Genomic DNA, 20,405 nt, shown 5'->3' with positions numbered 1-20,405 from the left:
ATATTGGAGAATTAGTGTTCAAACATTGCTGAAATTGACTCTTCGTTACTAATACGACGGATAGCTTCAGCTAACATACCTGAAAGCGTTAAGGTGCGAACATTGCTCAGCGCTTTGATTTCAGGAGAAAGAGGAATAGTGTCACAAACAATGACTTCATCAATGACTGAATTTTTGATGTTGTCTACAGCATTACCTGAGAAAATCGGGTGTGTAGCGTATGCAAATACACGCTTCGCACCACGTTCTTTCAGTGCTTCTGCTGCTTTACACAGCGTACCACCGGTATCAATCATATCGTCCACTAAGATGCAATCACGACCTGAAACATCACCAATGATATGCATGACTTGAGAAACGTTCGCACGTGGGCGGCGTTTGTCAATAATGGCCATATCGGTGTCATTCAGGAGTTTTGCGATAGCTCTAGCACGTACCACGCCGCCGATGTCTGGAGATACAACGATTGGGTTTTCCAAATTCTTCTGTAACATATCTTCCAGAAGAATAGGGCTACCAAATACATTATCCACAGGAACATCAAAGAAGCCCTGGATCTGCTCTGCGTGTAAATCGACAGTGAGCACACGGTCTACACCTACACTTGACAGAAAATCGGCAACAACTTTAGCGGTGATTGGTACACGGGCAGAACGTACGCGACGATCCTGTCTTGCATAACCGAAGTAAGGGATAACAGCGGTAATACGACCAGCAGATGCACGGCGTAGGGCATCGACCATAACAACCAGTTCCATCAGGTTATCGTTGGTTGGTGCACAAGTTGACTGGATGATAAAAATATCACCACCGCGAACATTTTCATTAATTTGAACACTGACTTCGCCGTCGCTAAAACGACCAACAGCCGCGTCTCCAAGATTAGTGTAAAGGCGGTTAGCAACACGTTGTGCTAGTTCCGGTGTAGCGTTACCAGCAAAAAGCTTCATATCGGGCACGAGAAAAACCTCAGGCTTGCGTCCAGAGAGATATTGTTGACCAACAGCGACAAGGCTTATTGGTGCAATACACGGGTTATCCCAGCGCGGAACTTGTGCAGTGGGGAAACGTTAACGCCTTGAGCGACGAACCCTTGCACCCACGATGGGGCTTTATTTAACACCTGCAGGGCATCCGCTTGTGTTTCAAATTCAGAAAAAACACATGCGCCTGTTCCTGTAAGGCGAGACGGAGCATATTCTAACAGCCAAGAAACAAGCTGTTCAACCTCACGAAAACGTTTTCTTGCGATTGGTTCGCAGTCATTTGCGTACGGAGCCAGTAATAATGCGGCTAGGGAGCGTTTTGGAGAATTTCGATTTAATTGTGGATCTGTGAAGATCATCGGGGTTGATATTTCAATTCCGGGATGAGCCACCAAATACCATTTCTCTTTAGGGGAAGCTTTGGTTAAAATATCACCAACCCCTTCGGCAAAAGCTGCATGCCCACGAACAAACACAGGAACATCTGCTCCTAATGATGCGCCTAATTGCGCAAGGACTTCATCAGAAATCTGTGTTTTCCAGTGTTCGTTAAGCGCAATTAAGGTAGTTGCTGCGTTTGATGAGCCTCCACCAATACCACCGCCCATTGGTAATATTTTATGAATACGGACATCGGCACCTAGTGGGCCACTGTGTTGCAACGTATCGCGGCAATAGGATTGTAATAATCTAGCAGCCCGTAAAATTAGGTTTTTTTCGGGGGGAACCCCTTGCATATCCGTCAATAAATTCAACTGGTCGTCATCACGTGTTGTGATAGTGATTTCATCGCCATAATCGACAAATTGAAATAGAGTTTGTAACTCGTGATAGCCATCAGGGCGTTGGCCGGTGATGTACAAAAAAAGATTTAATTTTGCCGGAGAAGGCCATGTTAACGTCATTTTTTCAGTGTCCAACTATCCATTTTCAATTTGATAAGTCTATCCCCTTGGCGTAACTCGAGATAGTTTGGCAGCATTGGTGTTGTTTTGCTGTCATAGGAAATATAGTTGAGCTGCCATGTTTCACCATTGCTTTTAAACGTAACACTTTTTAGCAAGTGGTTTTCATCTAAGGTGAAATCTGTTGCACGTCCGGGCGAGCCAGTTAACCAAGCGGTTAGGTCATCAATTGGGATTTCCATACCAGTGAGCTGATAAATCAACTCGCTCGGCACGTCACTCATATGGGTTTGACCATCTTTGGTAGTTAATCGAGCTAAATCAGGTTCAACGGTAAGTTCAAGTTCGCGGCTACCTAATGGGTTGGTTAACAATAAACGGTATTTTTCCGGTGTATATTGTTGCCAGAAAAACTTAGCGTACGTTTTTGTTTCTCCTCCGTTATAGGCAAAGGAGCCACGTGTTTGGTAGTCACGTAACTGACTTAATTCTTGTTGATGTGCTTTCCACTTAGCATCCGATGCGGAGCTGGTTCCTTTCGTGGTTGTTTGTGACGTTGTCACGCAAGCAGTTAGCAAGACGCATGAAAGTGGTAAGAGGCGAAAAAAGTGCTTATTTATGTGCATAAACGGTAAAGCTTGAGTTAATTGCATATCAAATCTCAAAGTTGTATTGGGCGCTGATAGCAGTCTCTATTGAGTTACTTGCATTTAAAGAGGTTTAGTTTAGCGCGATATGGCTATCTGAGTCATCTATTGCACTCGATGATATACCTAACCGATAAAAATCTGTAAGTGATTTACTGTTTGTATACAAATAACATAGTGCATTGACAGCGGGAATGGTTTTCTAAAGTGGCTATTAAACCAATCCAAGCTCGTCACCATTTGCTTTCTGTGCGAAATAATTGCATCCTCTATGCATCTTATCGCAGTTAATTTATCATTGTTAATAATGATATGGCTGATAATCAGTTTTATATAGTATAAATAAACGATAAAATTACGATCAGTTTTGACTGATAAAATCGCTATTACGTCTGTTATTTCGGTTTATTTTTTGGCATGGGTCATCTTTCTGAAGGATAGGCTTATGCAAACCGTAGAAAGAGAGACGCGGATCATCTACAATAGAACAATATAAATAACAGTATTGCAAAATTGGTAGGAAATACCCATCGAGCATGACTGAAAATAATTAGCACTGTAAGCAATGTGAGCAAGTCGTAAAGCACAATGACCTTATTAGCCTTAGGCATCAACCATAAAACAGCACCAGTAGCCCTGCGTGAGCGGGTGACTTTTGGTCCTGAAAAAATTGACCATGCACTTGAGGAACTTCTCAAACAGCCTCAAGTGAATGGTGGCGTTGTGCTGTCTACCTGTAATAGAACTGAGCTTTACTTGAGCCTTGAATCGCAAGAACAAGCTCAAGAACAGCTAGTAAAATGGCTGTGTGATTTTCATGGTATAACCCAAAAAGATTTACAACCGAGTCTCTATTGGCACCAAGACGACCGCGCGGTGAGTCACCTAATGCGTGTCGCTAGTGGCTTGGACTCACTTGTTTTGGGTGAACCACAAATATTAGGGCAAGTAAAAAAGGCGTTTGCGCTTTCACAAGGTAACCACTCGTTATCGAGCGAGCTTGAGCGTCTTTTCCAGAAATCGTTTTCTGTTGCAAAACGTGTGCGCACAGAAACCGATATTGGCGCGAATGCAGTTTCTGTTGCATTTGCGGCTTGTACACTTGCTCGCCAAATATTTGAATCACTCAAACATTTAAACATCTTGTTAGTGGGTGCAGGGGAAACAATTGAGCTTGTGGCGCGTCATTTACGTGAACATGGCGTACAAAAAATGATGATAGCTAACCGAACACGTGAACGGGCGGAGTTATTGGCCAATGAGGTCAATGCACAAGTCATTTCGTTATCGGATATTGATAACCGCTTAGCAGAAGCGGATATTGTCATTAGTTCAACGGCAAGTCCTTTACCCATCATAGGGAAAGGGATGGTCGAGCGGGCAATGAAAATACGTCGTAGTAAACCGATGTTATTAATTGATATTGCCGTTCCTCGAGATATCGAACAAGATGTTGAAAAATTAAGAGATGTTTATCTCTATACTGTGGATGATTTGGAATCTATCATTGCACAGAACCTTGCTCAGCGAAAAGCTGCAGCCGTTGAAGCTGAATATATTGTTGAGCAAGAAAGTAGCCACTTTATGGATTGGTTGCGCTCACAAGCGGCAGTGTCTACAATTCGCGATTATAGAGAACAAGCTGAGGCCATTCGGGCAAACATGACTGAAAAAGCGTTGACCGCTATCCGTCAAGGCGCAGACCCTGAGCAAGTGATCATGCAATTATCGCAACAATTAACCAACCGCCTTATTCACGCTCCAACCAAATCTTTGCAGCAAGCTGCAGGTAATGGGGATGTCGAGCGTCTAAATCTACTTAGGGACAGCCTAGGGCTGGACCATCAATAACCACATTTTAATCATAGGTCTTATATAACGAATGAAGCCTTCTATTGTCGCAAAACTAGAAGCATTACAAGAACGCTACGAAGAAATTGAAGCGCACCTTGCTGATGCAGGTGTAATTGCCGATCAAGACCGTTTTCGTGCTTTATCAAAAGAATATGCCCAATTATCTGATGTCGCTAAATGCTTTAGTGCATGGCGCACAGTACAGGATGACATAGAAACAGCTGAAATGTTGTTAGACGATCCTGAAATGAAAGAAATGGCTCAAGAAGAGCTTAAAGAAGCCAAAGGGCGCAATGAAGAGCTCGAACAGCAATTACAATTGTTGCTGCTTCCGAAAGATCCTGATGATGAATATAACTGTTTCGTTGAAATCCGTGCGGGTGCTGGGGGAGACGAAGCGGCAATTTTTGCGGGTGATTTATTCCGTATGTATAGCCGTTATGCAGAAAACAACCGCTGGCGCGTTGAATTAATGAGCACGAGCGATGGCGAACATGGCGGTTTTAAAGAAGTCATCGCGAAAATTTCCGGTGATAGCGTTTATGGTCGCTTAAAATTTGAGTCAGGTGGTCATCGTGTTCAACGTGTTCCCGAAACGGAATCTCAAGGCCGTATTCATACATCCGCTTGTACTGTAGCGATTTTACCTGAGCTGCCAGAAGCTGAATTACCTGAAATCAGCCCTGCGGATTTACGTATTGATACTTTCCGCTCATCGGGTGCGGGTGGGCAGCACGTTAACACCACCGATTCCGCAATACGTATTACCCATATTCCGACAGGCATTGTTGTTGAGTGCCAAGATGAACGTTCACAGCATAAAAACAAAGCGAAAGCGATGTCTGTATTAGGTGCGCGTATTCGCCAAGCCGAAATGGATAAACGCCAAGCTGCAGAAGCATCTGAACGTCGTAATCTGCTAGGTTCTGGTGACCGTTCTGACCGTATTCGTACCTATAATTTTCCGCAAGGTCGAGTAACTGACCACCGTATTAACTTAACGTTATACCGTTTGGATGAAGTGATGGAAGGAAAATTGGATTCACTTATCCAACCTATCATCAATGAATACCAGGCAGACCAACTTTCTGCGTTGTCTGAGCAGGAATAATGCAGTATATCGAATGGGTCAAGCAGGCAGTCAATCGGCTGTCTGCAAGTGACAGCGCGAAGCGAGATGCTGAAATTTTACTGGAGCATGTCACAGGTCGCAGCCGTACCTATCTTTTTGCATTTGGTGAGACAGAACTCAATGCTGAAGAATGCCAACAAGCTGAATGTCTTTTGCAACGCCGTGAGAAAGGTGAGCCTATTGCCTATATTATCGGTGAACGTGAGTTCTGGTCCCTTCCTCTTTACGTCTCTCCTGCGACATTAATACCTCGGCCAGATACCGAATGCATTGTTGAACAAGCCTTATCCAGGTTAACAGAGCAAAAAAATCAAATTTTAGATTTAGGTACTGGGACTGGGGCAATTGCACTAGCCTTGGCATCTGAAATGCCGCAAAGCCAGGTTATCGGTGTTGATTTTAACCCTGATGCAGTTGTTTTAGCACAACGAAATCAGCAGCGCTTGAATATTTCAAATGTCAATTTTATACAAAGTAATTGGTTTGCTTCACTATCAATTCAACAATTTGATATGATTATCAGTAATCCACCCTATATTGATGAAAATGATACGCATCTCAGCGAAGGTGATGTGCGATTTGAGCCATTAACCGCTCTAGTGGCTAAGAATGAAGGCTTAGCTGATTTAATGCATATCATTCAAGAATCTAAAAAATATCTTAAAAATCAAGGGTGGTTGCTTCTTGAGCATGGCTGGACACAAGGTCTTGTAGTGCGTGATTTATTTGAAGTACATGGGTACACCAAAATTGAGACCTGTCTTGATTATGGTGGAAGAGAGCGAATTTCACTCGGTCAATGGAATGGTTAAGTGGCATAGCAGTGGGAATGTAATGAAAACCATAGCGAATATAGAATTTAATCAACTCCCTTTAAGTGAAGGGATCATGACTGTTTCACAATGTATCCGTCATGATTTCCCGCTGATGAAAGTGCAAGCTCAGTTAGATAGCTTAGTCTCATCGGCCAAGTCTCGTATCGATTTAACCGCTGATAACGAAACAAAAATTCAGCAATTGGCCTCACTTTTTTACCAAGAGTGGTCATTTGGCCCAGCTGAAGGGATCTATTTGTTATCGGATATGCTGTGGCTAGACAAAGTATTGTCATCTAAGCAAGGTACGCCAGTAACACTCGGTGCTATTTTTTTATATATTGCCGAACGCCTTGATATTGCGATTTATCCCGCTATTTTCCCTACTCAATTATTATTTATTAGTGAAAGAAATGATGGCAGCCAATGGGTTATTAACCCTGTAAATGGCGAGTCTTTATCATTACACACGTTAAATTTGTGGCTCAAAGGAACCGTTGATCCTTTTTCTGAATTTTACTACGACCAACTTGAGACAGCAGAAAACAGCATTGTTATTCGTAAAATTTTTGACACACTCAAAGCTGCATTAATGGAAGAAAAAAAGATGGAGTTAGCGTTACGGGTTTGTGAAACGCTTTTGACTCTTGATCCTGAAGACCCTTACGAAATTCGTGACAGAGGGTTAATTCTTGCACACTTAGATTGTAATCATGTGGCATTGAGCGATCTCAATTATTTTATTGAACATTGCCCAGAAGACCCTGTCTCTGAAATGATTAAAATACAAATTTATTCGCTGGATAACCATCCAGTCGTATTACATTAATTAACATACAGGCCGATTTTCCTGTTTCAATATTAAAGGTAAGAGTATGCAACAGAAAGTAGTCAATATTGGTGATATCAATGTCGCGAACGACTTGCCGTTTGTGTTATTTGGTGGGATGAATGTATTAGAATCTCGCGATATGGCGATGAAAGTGTGTGAGCATTATGTCACAGTGACACAAAAGTTGGGGATTCCTTACGTATTTAAAGCGTCATTTGATAAAGCTAACCGCTCATCAATTCACTCTTACCGTGGTCCAGGTCTTGAAGAAGGAATGAAAATATTCCAAGAGTTGAAACAAACATTTGGCGTAAAAATCATTACGGATGTTCATGAGCCAGCACAAGCAGCCCCTGTTGCCGAAGTCGTTGATGTCATTCAATTACCAGCGTTCTTAGCTCGTCAAACGGACTTAGTTGCAGCAATGGCTAAAACAGATGCGGTAATTAATATCAAAAAACCTCAGTTTATCAGCCCAGGGCAAATGGGAAATATCGTTGAGAAATTTATCGAAGGTGGTAACGATAAAATTATTCTTTGCGACCGTGGCGCAAACTTTGGTTATGACAACCTAGTTGTTGATATGCTTGGCTTTAATGTCATGGTTCAAGCATCAAAAGGCTGTCCTGTCATTTTCGACGTAACCCACGCATTGCAATGCCGCGACCCATTTGGTGCCGCATCTGGTGGTCGTCGTGGTCAAGTTGCTGAGCTGGCAAGAGCGGGAATGGCGGTTGGGATCGCAGGGTTATTTCTTGAAGCCCATCCAGACCCAGACAACGCGCGTTGCGATGGCCCATCAGCATTACCATTGGATAAGCTAGAACCATTCTTAAAGCAAATGAAAGCAATCGACGAAGTTGTAAAAAGCTTCCCTGAGTTAGATACAAGTCGCTAAGTTAGACGGTTTATGCAGCTCACCGAAGTCGTTTCTATGTTCGGCGCTGATTTACAGCGCCGATATGGTGAAAAAATTTATAAAATTACCTTACATGGTGGTTTTAATTGCCCAAACCGTGATGGCACCCTTGGGCGAGGCGGCTGCACCTTTTGTAATGTGGCCTCTTTTGCCGATGAAAGCCAATCTTCTAAAACCATCAGTGAACAAATTCACCAACAGATTACCCGAATTTCCCGCGCAAAACGTTATTTAGCTTATTTCCAAGCCTATACCAGTACTTACGCAGAAGTGAGTCTGCTAAAACAGCTCTATGAAGATGCTTTACAACAGGCTGATATTATTGGTTTATGTGTTGGAACGCGCCCTGATTGTGTTCCTGACGCGGTATTATCTTTATTGAGTTGTTATCAGCAACAAGGTTATGAAATATGGCTTGAGCTAGGTTTACAAAGTGCTCATGATAAAACGCTACATCGTATTAATCGCGGCCATGGTTTTGATGCATACCAACAAACAACGCAAAAAGCGCGTAGTCTTGGATTAAAAGTTTGTACGCATTTGATTTGTGGGCTACCCGGTGAAAATGCCCAAATGAATATGCAAACATTGGATAAAGTACTTGAGTGTGGAACGGATGGCATCAAACTTCACCCGTTACATATTGTTGAAGGTAGTGTAATGGCAAAAAGTTGGCGAGCAGGGCGCTTGGCAACACTTTCTCTTGATGAATATACCCAAATTGCCGGTGAAATGGTGCGTCATACACCAACTGACATTGTCTACCACCGTATTAGTGCCAGTGCAAGAAAACCTACGTTACTCGCCCCGAGCTGGTGTGAAAACCATTGGGTAGGAATGAATAACTTATATCAATACTTCTTAAAATGGGGTGGCCAAGGCTCTGCGCTTTGACTTCTTTAATGAGAATAATTATGAAATCAAACTCTTATAAAGCTATTATCGTTTCATCCCTCATTACGTTTTCTTTTCAAGCTACCGCTCAACTTGATATTACCCCTGAAGATAAACAAAAATTTGTACAAACTCATCAAAAAGCAACGAAGAAAGATACCCTTGCTCAGTATCAGCTGGCTCAAATGTATTTTTCCGGTTTAGGTGTTCTACAAAATCTTAATAGTGCGCGTTTATGGGCAAACGAAGCCGCAAAAAATGGTAATGCAGATGCTTATGCGTTATTAGCGGATATTAATCTATTAAGTGATAGTTACTTTTCACAGGAATTAGTTGATGCACGTAAATACGCGATTAAAGCGGTTGAAATGGGTAGTACACGTGGAAAAATCAGTTTAGCAGAGTCATTGATAAACCCAATTGCAGGTAAAACGGACTATCAACAGTCTATAGAACTTCTCAATGAAGTTAACGCGCTAAATAACCCAGACTATTTTATTGCTCCAATTTTGCTTGGCGTTATCTACCTAGATGGCCAAGGTGTCGCAAAAGATGAAAAGCAAGCACAACAATGGTTTGATAAGGCTAATGAGATGACTTATCCAGGGTATGCAGAATGGATGGCAGCATTTAGATTTTCTGAAGATAACACAGGAACGGTGGCTATCGACCCAGCAAAAGCAAAAAAATTAAGGGTAATAGCTTGCGAAAAAGGGAAAGAAGCAGGGAATGAAATGTTTTGCTTCAATGAGTAACAGTTAAACCGCCATGTAAAATAACATGGCGGTTTAGTTAAGGGACTTAAATTAAGACGCTGTTGTTGCCTTTTCTGTGTCGATAGAACTCGCCTGTTCGATAGCCTTAACAGCTTCAAGTGCATGATCTATTGAATTATAAAAACTTAACACGCCTTCAATCGGTGTCACTTTCGCTCTTGCCAAAGTTTTTAATGGCTGGAACGGAATGTCACAAACTAAGACATGGGTATCTTTGCGTACGGCATCGATGAATTTTTCGAAAGCTTCTAAGCCACCTGCATCTAAGACCGGTACTGCGTCCCATTGCATAATGATGGTTTCATAACCTGTGCTTTTGACACGTAATTCATCAAAAATACGCTCGGCAGCAGCGAAAAATAATGGGCCGTTTATTCTTACGACTAAACGGCTTCGCTCTTCATCTGTTTCTGCTAATTGTGTTGAACGGGTCATATTGGCAATACGTCGCATAAACAATAATGACGCGAGAACAATCCCGACAGTAATAGCAATAACCATATCAAATAGAACAGTTAGAGACATACATAGCACTAATACAATAATGTCATCTTTTGGCGCGCGTTTAATCAGGTAAACGACTTTACCCGCCGCACTCATGTTCCAAGCTACAATCAATAATAATGCAGACATGGCGGCTAATGGCAAATAAGAGAGCATTGGAGCAAGAACTAATAATGTAAGTATCACCAATATTGAGTGAATAATCGCAGAAATGGGGGATGTTGCGCCTGCGCGGACGTTAGCTGCAGAGCGGGCTATTGCAGCGGTTGCTGTGATCCCACCAAAAAAAGGCGCCGCAATGTTCCCCACACCTTGGCCAATAAGTTCACTATTGGAATGGTGTTTGGTTCCTGTCATGTTGTCCAATACTACGGCACATAGTAGTGATTCAATCGCACCAAGCACTGCCATAGAAAATGCAGCGGGCATTAATGCGGTGATCATCGCCCAATTAATTGGCGCACTTCCAGGGAGTTCCCATGGCAAAATAAACTGCGGTAGGATAGGGGGAATACCATTACCTTCAGTGCCATCAGGCAATAAATAGCTAAATTCAGAACCAATAGTCGCGACTTCCATGCCAAATAATGAAAGCACCCACATGACGAATGTCCCGACAATAAGGGCTGGTAAATGGCCGGGAAATCTTAATTTTAATTTAGGCCAGAAGATAAGCACCAAAAGAGTTGAAAGCCCAATTAGTGTGTCGCTGTATTGAAATGTGGGGAATGTATTACCAATAGCAATTAGCTTATCAACATAGTTTTCTGGGACATGCTCCATTTGCAAACCAAAGAAATCTTTAATTTGCATTGTGGCAATGGTAATAGCTATCCCCGAAGTAAAGCCTAATGTGACTGAAACAGGGATATATTCAATAAACTTACCAAAGCGGGCAAACCCCATGGCAAGGAGTATGACACCGGACATTAGGGTAGCGACTAATAACCCACTCAACCCAAATTGCTGTGAAACAGGGTAGAGGATCACCACAAAAGCTGCGGTGGGGCCAGAAACGCTATAACGAGACCCTCCTGTTATCGCAATGACGATACCTGCAATAGCCGCGGTATATAGCCCATATTGGGGGGGAACGCCACTTGCAATAGCTAAAGCCATTGCGAGCGGAATAGCGATAATACCCACGGTAATACCCGCGATTAAATCCTTAATAAAGCGAGTAGCCGTATATTTTTCTTTCCAACAAGAATCTATTAGCGCACTAAAAGGGCGCAACCTATTAATTTTTTTTGTACTCATTATACCCTACCAAATAACAGGGTGAAAAATAAACGAAATATGTACCTATAAGGATACGCTTAGTAACTTGAAAAAAATCTGTTATGTATCAATGAATCTGCAATTATCATAACGTTTTCAGTAACAAAAGTAAAAAACCGTTATATTATAAAGAAAAACAGTTAGAATACATTTTATATGGCTACTTTTTAGTTTTAGGTATACATATATGCAATAGTAATCTTATTTTTTGAACTGTAAATATAAATAATAGTACTGGTTAATGCTTAATTAATTAACTAGTTATTATTGCGACCAATAACCCTATCCATTGCAGTAGTACTAACCCAAGTGCATGGGTGAAAAGACGTTTAGTCCCAAACCACCTTTGCTGCATCGTGCGGTGTTTGATTTTGTTCGGAAATAAAAAATTTAATGTATTATCAAAATGTTCTGTTTCATTATGCGTGTAGATAATTTTAAAAAAATGGTTATCTAGCCACAGGCGATATATATAATACTGGCAAATTATAAATATAATTATATTGGTGAATAAAATATATTTAGGGTAATTAGAATAGAAATACAAAGCGAATTGACAAAATAATGCCAATACAGACCCAGTAGCAAAATAACGCCAACTATGCGTTAAAATAGTGATAACGTCACCTTGTTGTTTATTCATCAATGTATTCATTATTCACTCGACTTATATGGTAATCGGCATACCAATTATTCAGTTGTTGTATCGTTGCTGCATTTAAAATTACTTGTGGGCGAGCATGTTCAACTAATGCTACGGCTTCTTCTATGTTTTTTGCATCGCCATGATGTACCAACCATGCAACAGCAACAGTTGCACTTCGTGAATAACCTAATTTGCAATGAATGTATACCGCCCCATGTTTTACTAGTGTATCCATAGTATGGACTGACTTTTCGATATCTTCCGTGCTTAGTGGTAACAAATCAATTTGCGGTTGGCTACAATATTTCAGCTCTTTGCTGTAAGAATTGCGAGGCCATTCGCAAGTCATATCTAACACAGCTTGAGTTTGCAAAGCGTAAAGTGGGCGTCCTCCCAAAACAATATGTTTATTAACAATACTGGGTTGTGCGCAGTGCTTAGCGAAGTAATGATAGGTTCCCCAAGCAATCAGCCGGTATGGTAGTAACAAAATAGCGGCAGAAGGGGAAATATTCCCTTCAGGTGTTTTTTGGAAAACGCTAGCACCAGCGCCTAAATAGCCAAGGGTAATAAAAAAGAGGGCGATAGCGGGCCATAATAGTAACCAAGCGAATCCTTGGAAGATAAACGCAAGAATAAAGCAAGCAAGAGAGCCTATGCCATAGTTTTTGCTCATTTTAAAACTGCGTGGTGAGCCTGTGTAATGCCATTGCCAGTGAGTTTGTATAGGAAGTAAATAACTAATTAATATGCCAACGGCAAAGCCGGTGACGACATCAATAAAGTGGTGCTGCCAAGTCGTCAATACGGACAGGAGAATGAGTATCGACCAACTATGAAGCAACCAGCGCCATTTTGTTGGTGTATGCGCTCGAAAACGTAACCATAAGATCCACAATAAAATAATATGTAATGAAGGAGCTTGGTTAAAGGGAAGATCAAATAATTCTAGGCTGTCAAACATCCAGCCAAATAGGCCATCAGTGCTTGGTCGAGGGAAACTAAACTTAAGTGGAAATAGTAAAAAACCAATACAAGCGACAATAGAAGCCGTGATGAGCCGTAAGCCATGGATCGATTGTTCTTTACGGGTTGTGCAAATAAATAAAGATAACCCATAAAAAAGGTCAATGCTCCAATAGGGAATGATAGACCAAGGGAGAAATGGAATATGGGTTTCCCAAGAAAAAACGATAGAAGGAACCTGGCCTAACGTTGCGGTATACGTATTGACTTGGCCATAAGTTAGGAAGAAAAAAGGTGCTAGAAAAACTAGCCATAGCAAACCAGAGCGTATTATTTGGCGTCGAGATACAGTCTGTTGAGGTTTGCGAGTTGCGGTTATCATCCTTTATCCTATTCCTTTAAATGGCAGGTGATATCAGTAAATGATTAGGGAAACAAATAACGCTAAGCAGCATAGGTGCTTTGCGGGCAATAAACAATGGCTATCACCTAAAGTTGAAGTTAGTGATTGATGTCAACAATGTGGCATCAATCACAATGCGAGATAAATAGACTAACGTCGTCTAGCTATGGATACGCTGAATATTCCCCAGTTATCAATTAATTGGTTTAGTTTTTCAAAGCCCGCTTCTTCAACTAAAGTATCCATTTCGCCTTGGCTACGACAACGCATAACCCATGCTTGGCCACCTTGGTGGCTTGGTAGTACCCGAGCAATCATTTCAACTTGAGGGTGCCATGGCTGGCAAGTATAAATTAATAGCCCGCCAGGAGGGATAGCTCGAGAAAGTCCATTTAATGAAGCGTTTATCATTTCATTACTGGGGAACAGTTCATACAAACCACTGACAATGCCAATTGTTGGAGAGGGTGAAACCGCGGCTAAATCATCGGCGTCAAAAGCATTACCTTCAGTAAATTGAATTTTATCTTCAAGATAACGTTCCTTAATGTGTAATTGTCCTTGCTCAACATTGATAGGGCTATAGTCTCTTAATAGGACAGACTCAACTTTGCTATAATCATTAATTGCATCAAAGATATAACGACCTTGGCCTGCGGCAATATCCATAATTCGAACAGGGATACCTGTCTCCGTGAGGTCACGTATCGCTTGCCGAATAATATTTTCAATATTCACTTTGCGTTGGCGTATTCCTTGCCAGCCTATACTGTTGAGATATTGCCTATCAATCACACGGCCAAATAAGCCTTTACCTTGGGCTTTGTCGCGGTATACGTAATCGAGAGTTGAACCTGAATCAAACCCTTTGTCATAACCAATGCAAATACCTTCAGAAGCTTTACCTAGTGTACTCATTGATTTGCTCATAATTTTATAAGCAAGATTTTTAGGGCACCATTTAGGCAAAGGAGTCATGAGCGAACGATATTTTTCAGCACTGACACTCCAGATATCTTCATATTGATAATTATGTTGGTAGCGCGGTAAGGCGAATAATTTCCCAATAAAATCACGGATTTTTTCAATTGGGATATGGCGTTCTTTTTCACCTAATGTGTCGTGGTAAAAACCGGGTAATATATGTTTTTCTTTTATTGGGGTATTTAATCTTTCAAAAAACTGATGTTGAGGTCGATGGTCGACAACGTGGTCACTACCTGAAATAAATAATTGAGTTGGTAAGGTAATTGCACCTGCATCAGCCACTACACGTTCAGCTGTTTTATATAATTCAAGTAAAATATTGACGGCAATAGGGCGAGTGATCAATGGATCGCGATTAAACGAATCAATTCGTTGTTCATCATGAGTCAGAAATTTAGCTTTGACATAGGAATTCACATAGAACAAACCGCGAGCCTTTTGCATTAAAGCAAGCCCTGTCCGGGCAAATGGGACATACAATTTAACCTTAAATGCAGGAGAGGCGAGTACCATCCCACGAATTTTGGGGGCGTAATCATGAACCCAAGCGGAGACAAGGACGGCACCAACACTTTGTCCGATAACAATGATATTTTCTAAGGGAATATTATATTGGGAGGAAATGTAACGTACGAATTCATCGACATCATTGACAGATGTGCTTAGTGAAGGGCTATAACCTCGCGGGCCATCATTTTTACCATGACCACGGGCATCCCATGCAAACATCGCATAGTCAGGTAAATTGAGTTCATCGACTAAATGGGCGACACGGCCAGAATGTTCATGGCCACGATGAAATAAAATAATCGCTTTGTTGGTCGAAGTCTCTGTTGGCCAATGTCGATAAAAAAGAGAAGTATGGTCACTGGTGGTAAATTGGGACTCAATAACGGGACGTTGCGTCAGATAATCTGTCTGAGCATTCATAATTCTTCCTTAATTATTATTCGCCGATGTAGATAATTCACAAAGTGCACGACGAATACGGTTATAGCAAGTATAAAACAGCAACAAAGTTAAAAGGATAAACAGATAACTTATCCAACTAGAAAATATGATTTGCGGGAAAATACTGACAAGCAGCCCTAACGCACCGAAAATAAAGGCTCGATCACTTTTACCAATAGGGCCGTCATAGCGACGAGACGCACCAATTGCTTGAGTGATAACACCAATAAATTCAGTAAGTAGCGTAAGAAATAGAATGAATAAAATAAGCCAAAATACTTGAGGGAAAATAACCGCAAATGGTAGGTATAGTGCGATATCTGAAATAACATCACCAAGCTCATTCAGGATTGCACCAAGGTGGCTTTTTTGGTTGTGCTCCCTTGCTAACATGCCATCAATCGCATTGAGTGCCATACGAATAAACAGTACGAAAGGTAATAAAATAAACAGGTGTGGGTTTGGAATGAACAGTAATAGCATTCCGCAGATCACAGACAAAAGTAAAGCTGCCAAAGTGACTTGATTAGCCGTCACACCCGCACTAAATAGCTTACGAACAATTGGACGAAGAAGATCTTGAAATTTAGGTTTCAGATCGTAAATGGTCATTGAGTATTCCTTTCTCGTCACCGCACTTAGATGCAGCATTGGGATATATCAATACCCGATTGATGGATGTCTGCAATAAGAGCTATCTTAAGTTAGGAAATAACCAAGGGAAGTTATTTAGTAATTATATCGAAGGTACTGCGGTAATTATTTGAATAAACGGCCAAAAAGCACTTCATAAAATCTAAAGAGAATGAATTTATCGGTATTAAGGAAAAACGGGTTAACCAATATGATACTCAGTCAGGCCAATATCCTTTGTTTATCGATTTTTGAACGCATTCGTTTAAATTGGCTAGGTGTCATGGTGGTCATTTCTTTGAATTTTCGGCAGAAAGCGCTGTGATCAGCATAAGCACACTTACTGGAAATTTCAGTAATTGAAAAATCATCTTCGAGCAGTTCAATCGCATGTTCAAGCCGCATTTTTTGAATATATTGTTGAGGGGTTATCAAAAAAATAGCTTTAAATTGGCGGTTTAATTGAGAAAGCGAGAGGCCAGATATGTCAGCAAGAGTTGTCATTTTTATTGCGGTATCGAAATGCTCACTAATATAGCGTTCAACACGGCTAAGTTGGTTGTTTAGCTTAGGGCTGACCGATTTCACATCTTGTAAATCCACTGAAATACCTGCAACTCCAATAACTTGGTTACGTGTATTAAAAATAGGAACCTTAGTTGTTAAACACCATCCCAACAAACCCGCTTTATACAGGTGAAGTTCAAGTTTATTAATGACGCTAATTTTTTTCTCCATCACTAAATAATCTTGAGAACTATAGCTTTGGCCTAGTTCCGAATGAAAAATATCCTCAGCACATTTACCAACTAGATGATTAACGCTATCGATTTTACAACGGGTGGCTAAATTATCATTGGCCAAAACATACTTTGCATTATGGTCTTTCACAAAGAAAGTCACATTCGGCAAGGTATTAATGAGGGGCATCACTAAGCCTAAATGATTTAATAGAACATCAATATTATCAACAGGAAACAGCATGTTCTCCTGACTAATCAATAACAATTTATTTAGATTGATCATGCTGCGCTCCGAGATATTAAATTAATTTTACTAGTTCTGTTAAATATTTTTAGATTGTGCAGAAAAGCGCATAAGTTTGTTAGAAAGATATCAAGAGTTGTTAACAAAAATCAAGCATTCTATTAACAATGATAATAGATAGGATGCTAACCAATGCAATATCAATATACCAAAATTGAAGTTATCGACTCCCATACTGCAGGTGAGCCAACTCGGCTCGTTATCGACGGATTCCCTGATTTAGGGCAGCAAAGCATAGCATCAAGACTGGAGATATTACGCCATCAACATGATGTATGGCGTAAAACCACCATTTTAGAGCCACGAGGTAACGATATTTTAGTGGGGGCACTATTGTGTAAACCACAAAACCCAGCAGCAGCAGCCGGTGTGATTTTTTTTAACAATCAAGGTTACTTGGGAATGTGTGGCCATGGCACTATCGGTTTAGTGGCTTCATTGCATTTTCTCGGTCATATCACTTTTGGTAAACATCTTATCGAAACCCCGGTAGGGGATGTTACGGCTCATTTGCATCAAGATGGCAGTGTGAGTATTCAGAATGTTTATTCATACCGTTATCGCAAAGCGGTACAAGTTAATGTTCCAGAACTCGGTACCATTGCCGGGGATATTGCTTGGGGCGGAAATTGGTTCTTTCTTGTTGATAAGTCACCAGTCGCTATTGATTACCAAAACATTAAATTACTGACAGAAGTCAGTTTAAAGATTAAACAAGCCTTATCCGATCAAGGTATTTACGGTAAAGATGGCCAAGAAATTGACCATATCGAATTATTCGGTACACACCCCGAAGCCAATAGCCAAAGTTTTGTTTTATGCCCAGGCGGCGCTTATGACCGCTCCCCTTGTGGAACAGGAACAAGTGCCAAACTTGCCTGTTTAGCCGCGGATAAAAAGCTGGCGGCTGGTGAAATCTGGCATCAAGCCAGTGTGATTGGCAGCCAATTTCAGGCCAGTTTTCAACAGGCTGATGAAAAAGGCATTATTCCGACTATTCGCGGGCATGCCTATATCAGTGGGAAAAATACCTTATTGATAGATGAACAAGATCCATTTCGTTTTGGAATTTCAGTGGCATAGGGGAATGAAATGGAACGCAAATATCCAGTGATTGTAGTGGGTGGCGGCATTATTGGTCTGAGTATTGCACTGACAGTGCAAGCTAATGGGTCACAAGTGCTGTTGCTTGATAAACATGAAATTGGCCAAGGTGCTTCATTTGGTAACGCAGGGCATATTGCGACAGAACAAGTTTTTCCGATTGCGGATCCGAGCGTTTTAAAATCAATTCCGAAAATGTTATTTGATCCACTAGGCCCTTTGCGTCTGGATTGGCGCTATTTATTACCGCTAACACCTTGGTTAATAAAATTATTGGGTAACATGCGCCATAAGCCTTTTACCCATATTCATCACACATTGATGACACTAAATAGTGCCGCTTTCGATTCATGGCAAGCATTTATTCAGAAATGGCAATTAAATGAGCTTGTCAAAATGAAGGGTTCACTATTGGTGGCAGAAAAAAAAGAGACGCTCGATAAGCTAAGCCAGCACAGTGAGTACCTGCAACGTATTGGTATGGCTAATCAATTGATTGATCAAGATACGCTATTAACGCGCGAACCTGCTTTATCTGAAAGCCAAATCGGTGGCATTTTTTATCCCGATACAGGCCATGTTGTGAATTTATGTGCATTACACCAAAAACTGACAGAAGCTTTTATCGCTGCGGGTGGGCAGATATTAACCCACTGTGAAGTAACAGAAATCACATCAACGTCGAATCAACAAGCGATATTGACAACCACTCAAGGGCAGTTTACAGGACAAAAAATAGTGATTGCAGGGGGCGCATTCTCTAAATCGCTAGTCAAAATGGTGAGTCGTATCAAAGTGCCACTTGAAACTGAGCGTGGTTATCATTTGATGTTGCCCCATGAATTAGGTCGATTATCGATACCAGTATCAAGTATGGATAGGCGTTTTATAATGACGCCAATGTCTCAAGGGCTACGCCTCGCAGGAACCGTAGAATACGCAGGGTTAAAACGTCCTGCGAATATGCAGCGAGCTCAACATTTTCTCCCGTTAGCACAACCTATGCTAAAGGAAACATTAAATAGCCAACAATCTACATCATGGATGGGGTTTCGCCCATCTACGTCTGATTCATTACCAATTTTAGACCATAAAGGCCCCTATATTTTTGCATTCGGTCACCAACACTTGGGGTTAACCCAAGCGGCGATCACCGCAGATATTGTGAATAGTTTTATCCATCATCAGCCGACAAGTATCGACTGTACCCCTTTTTCCATTGAACGATTTCTTTAATTTTGAGGAGAATTCAAAATGAATTTCCATGGCATTCTTGTTCCATTAGTGACCCCATTTCATGATGATTTAACATTAAATGTCAGTGCGCTTGCTGAATTAACTGAAAAACTGATTGAGCGGGGTGTGACGGGTTTAGTGGTTTGTGGGACAACTGGGGAGTATTACGCATTAAACGAAGATGAACGTAAGACCGTGCTGTCAACCGTTTGCAAAATTGCCAAAGGGCGAGTGACATTAATTGCGGGTATTAATGATTTATCAACTGAGGGGGCTATTGCACGTGCGAAACAAGCTCAAGAACTCGGTTATGAAGGGTTAATGCTGTCTCCACCGCCATATAGTTTGCCGGACCAGCAAGGTGTATTTGCCCACTATGAAAAAGTCGCAAAATCAACACCATTACCCATAATTATGTACAATTTTCCAGCTCGGATTGGTATTGAAATTGACATTGAAACGGTCATTAAGCTAGCCGAAATTGACAATATTGTCGCTATCAAAGAAAGCAGTGGAAACTTTAGCCGAGCACTGCACTTATTACAAACACCATTCAAAAATTTTGAGGTCATTTGTGGTTGTGATGACCAACCAGTGGATTTCTTCTTTTGGGGTTCCAAAAGTTGGATTGCGGGAGCTGGTAATGTATACCCAGCAGAGCAAGTTGCTATTTTTAATGCCACGCAAGCGGGTGACTGGCAACAAGCCAAGCAGATTATGAATGAAATTTACCCTGCGATTTACTCAATGGAATCAGGTGATTATAACCAAAAAGCCAAGGCGGGTTGCTTGAATGGCACATTCAATGTCGGCCCGGTTCGTTTGCCTCTGTCAAATCTAGCGTCTCAAGAACGCGATGATTTTATTAAATTAATTAAGCGCTAGGG

Annotated in this window: 18 protein-coding genes; 10 read left to right on the top strand and 8 right to left on the bottom strand. The window is 41.2% G+C overall.

Annotated elements, in window-relative coordinates; genetic code table 11:
* Positions 1–11: 11 nt before the first annotated feature.
* The 3 genes from prs to lolB are packed head-to-tail and all read right to left on the bottom strand — an operon-like array spanning position 12 to position 2,544.
* The gene (prs, locus tag PR767_RS01125; RefSeq protein ID WP_004910604.1) at positions 12–959 is read right to left on the bottom strand and encodes a ribose-phosphate diphosphokinase; all 948 of its coding nucleotides are present in this window, start codon (positions 957–959) and stop codon (positions 12–14) included.
* 56 nt (positions 960–1,015) lie between these two features.
* On the bottom strand, positions 1,016–1,891 hold the full coding sequence (gene ispE, locus PR767_RS01120; RefSeq protein WP_109911298.1) for a 4-(cytidine 5'-diphospho)-2-C-methyl-D-erythritol kinase: 876 nt from the start codon (positions 1,889–1,891) through the stop codon (positions 1,016–1,018).
* The gene (gene lolB, locus PR767_RS01115; protein WP_004910605.1) at positions 1,888–2,544 is read right to left on the bottom strand and encodes a lipoprotein insertase outer membrane protein LolB; all 657 of its coding nucleotides are present in this window, start codon (positions 2,542–2,544) and stop codon (positions 1,888–1,890) included. The genes ispE and lolB overlap by 4 nt, the downstream gene beginning before the upstream one ends.
* Before the next feature lie 582 nt (positions 2,545–3,126).
* On the opposite strand from lolB, the gene hemA reads away from it, so the two are divergent.
* From hemA to PR767_RS01080, 7 genes are read left to right on the top strand one after another with little or no spacing between them, the layout of a single operon-like run.
* On the top strand, positions 3,127–4,389 hold the full coding sequence (gene hemA / locus PR767_RS01110; RefSeq protein ID WP_004910608.1) for a glutamyl-tRNA reductase: 1,263 nt from the start codon (positions 3,127–3,129) through the stop codon (positions 4,387–4,389).
* A gap of 31 nt (positions 4,390–4,420) precedes the next feature.
* Positions 4,421–5,503, top strand: a complete 1,083-nt coding sequence (gene prfA / locus PR767_RS01105) for a peptide chain release factor 1 (RefSeq protein ID WP_004910610.1) — start codon at positions 4,421–4,423, stop codon at positions 5,501–5,503.
* Positions 5,503–6,336: a peptide chain release factor N(5)-glutamine methyltransferase gene (gene prmC / locus PR767_RS01100; protein WP_272519760.1), complete on the top strand. Its 834-nt coding sequence runs from the start codon at positions 5,503–5,505 to the stop codon at positions 6,334–6,336. The genes prfA and prmC overlap by 1 nt, the downstream gene beginning before the upstream one ends.
* Before the next feature lie 22 nt (positions 6,337–6,358).
* Complete coding sequence (gene sirB1, locus PR767_RS01095; RefSeq protein WP_109911300.1) at positions 6,359–7,168, top strand: invasion regulator SirB1; 810 nt, start codon at positions 6,359–6,361, stop codon at positions 7,166–7,168.
* Between the two features lie 46 nt (positions 7,169–7,214).
* Positions 7,215–8,069: a 3-deoxy-8-phosphooctulonate synthase gene (kdsA, locus tag PR767_RS01090; RefSeq protein WP_004255137.1), complete on the top strand. Its 855-nt coding sequence runs from the start codon at positions 7,215–7,217 to the stop codon at positions 8,067–8,069.
* A gap of 12 nt (positions 8,070–8,081) precedes the next feature.
* Positions 8,082–8,984 (top strand): TIGR01212 family radical SAM protein, encoded by a 903-nt coding sequence (locus tag PR767_RS01085; protein ID WP_004910623.1) that lies wholly within the window; start codon positions 8,082–8,084, stop codon positions 8,982–8,984.
* 20 nt (positions 8,985–9,004) lie between these two features.
* Positions 9,005–9,739 carry a tetratricopeptide repeat protein gene (locus PR767_RS01080; RefSeq protein ID WP_228367024.1) on the top strand — a complete coding sequence of 245 codons (735 nt, stop codon included), beginning with the start codon at positions 9,005–9,007 and terminating at the stop codon, positions 9,737–9,739.
* A gap of 51 nt (positions 9,740–9,790) precedes the next feature.
* Here the strand turns inward: PR767_RS01080 and dauA are convergent, their stop codons facing one another.
* From dauA to PR767_RS01055, 5 genes are all read right to left on the bottom strand, one after another.
* Entirely contained in the window at positions 9,791–11,524 is a 1,734-nt protein-coding gene (gene dauA / locus PR767_RS01075; RefSeq protein WP_222959712.1) for a C4-dicarboxylic acid transporter DauA, read from the bottom strand.
* A 656-nt stretch (positions 11,525–12,180) separates the two neighbouring features.
* Positions 12,181–13,539, bottom strand: coding sequence for a phosphatase PAP2/dual specificity phosphatase family protein (locus tag PR767_RS01070; RefSeq protein WP_272519759.1), 1,359 nt, complete (start codon positions 13,537–13,539; stop codon positions 12,181–12,183).
* A 171-nt stretch (positions 13,540–13,710) separates the two neighbouring features.
* Complete coding sequence (locus tag PR767_RS01065) at positions 13,711–15,477, bottom strand: bifunctional alpha/beta hydrolase/class I SAM-dependent methyltransferase (RefSeq protein WP_272519758.1); 1,767 nt, start codon at positions 15,475–15,477, stop codon at positions 13,711–13,713.
* A gap of 9 nt (positions 15,478–15,486) precedes the next feature.
* Positions 15,487–16,110, bottom strand: a complete 624-nt coding sequence (locus PR767_RS01060; protein ID WP_110731898.1) for a CDP-alcohol phosphatidyltransferase family protein — start codon at positions 16,108–16,110, stop codon at positions 15,487–15,489.
* Positions 16,111–16,353: 243 nt separating this feature from the next.
* The gene (locus tag PR767_RS01055) at positions 16,354–17,157 is read right to left on the bottom strand and encodes a helix-turn-helix domain-containing protein (protein WP_042851586.1); all 804 of its coding nucleotides are present in this window, start codon (positions 17,155–17,157) and stop codon (positions 16,354–16,356) included.
* Between the two features lie 153 nt (positions 17,158–17,310).
* On the opposite strand from PR767_RS01055, the gene PR767_RS01050 reads away from it, so the two are divergent.
* Genes PR767_RS01050 through dapA form a run of 3 tightly spaced genes read left to right on the top strand, consistent with a single transcriptional unit; the run spans position 17,311 to position 20,403 of the window.
* The gene (locus tag PR767_RS01050; RefSeq protein ID WP_272519757.1) at positions 17,311–18,261 is read left to right on the top strand and encodes a 4-hydroxyproline epimerase; all 951 of its coding nucleotides are present in this window, start codon (positions 17,311–17,313) and stop codon (positions 18,259–18,261) included.
* Between the two features lie 9 nt (positions 18,262–18,270).
* Positions 18,271–19,518, top strand: a complete 1,248-nt coding sequence (locus tag PR767_RS01045; RefSeq protein ID WP_196723371.1) for an NAD(P)/FAD-dependent oxidoreductase — start codon at positions 18,271–18,273, stop codon at positions 19,516–19,518.
* 18 nt (positions 19,519–19,536) lie between these two features.
* Positions 19,537–20,403 carry a 4-hydroxy-tetrahydrodipicolinate synthase gene (gene dapA, locus PR767_RS01040; RefSeq protein WP_272519756.1) on the top strand — a complete coding sequence of 289 codons (867 nt, stop codon included), beginning with the start codon at positions 19,537–19,539 and terminating at the stop codon, positions 20,401–20,403.
* The last annotated feature ends 2 nt before the right edge of the window (positions 20,404–20,405 follow it).

The sequence above is a fragment of the Providencia sp. PROV223 genome, from assembly GCF_028479245.1.
Lineage (GTDB): Bacteria > Pseudomonadota > Gammaproteobacteria > Enterobacterales > Enterobacteriaceae > Providencia > Providencia rettgeri.
Note: the sequence above shows the minus strand (reverse complement) of the source record. Positions and strands in the feature narration are given on the sequence as shown.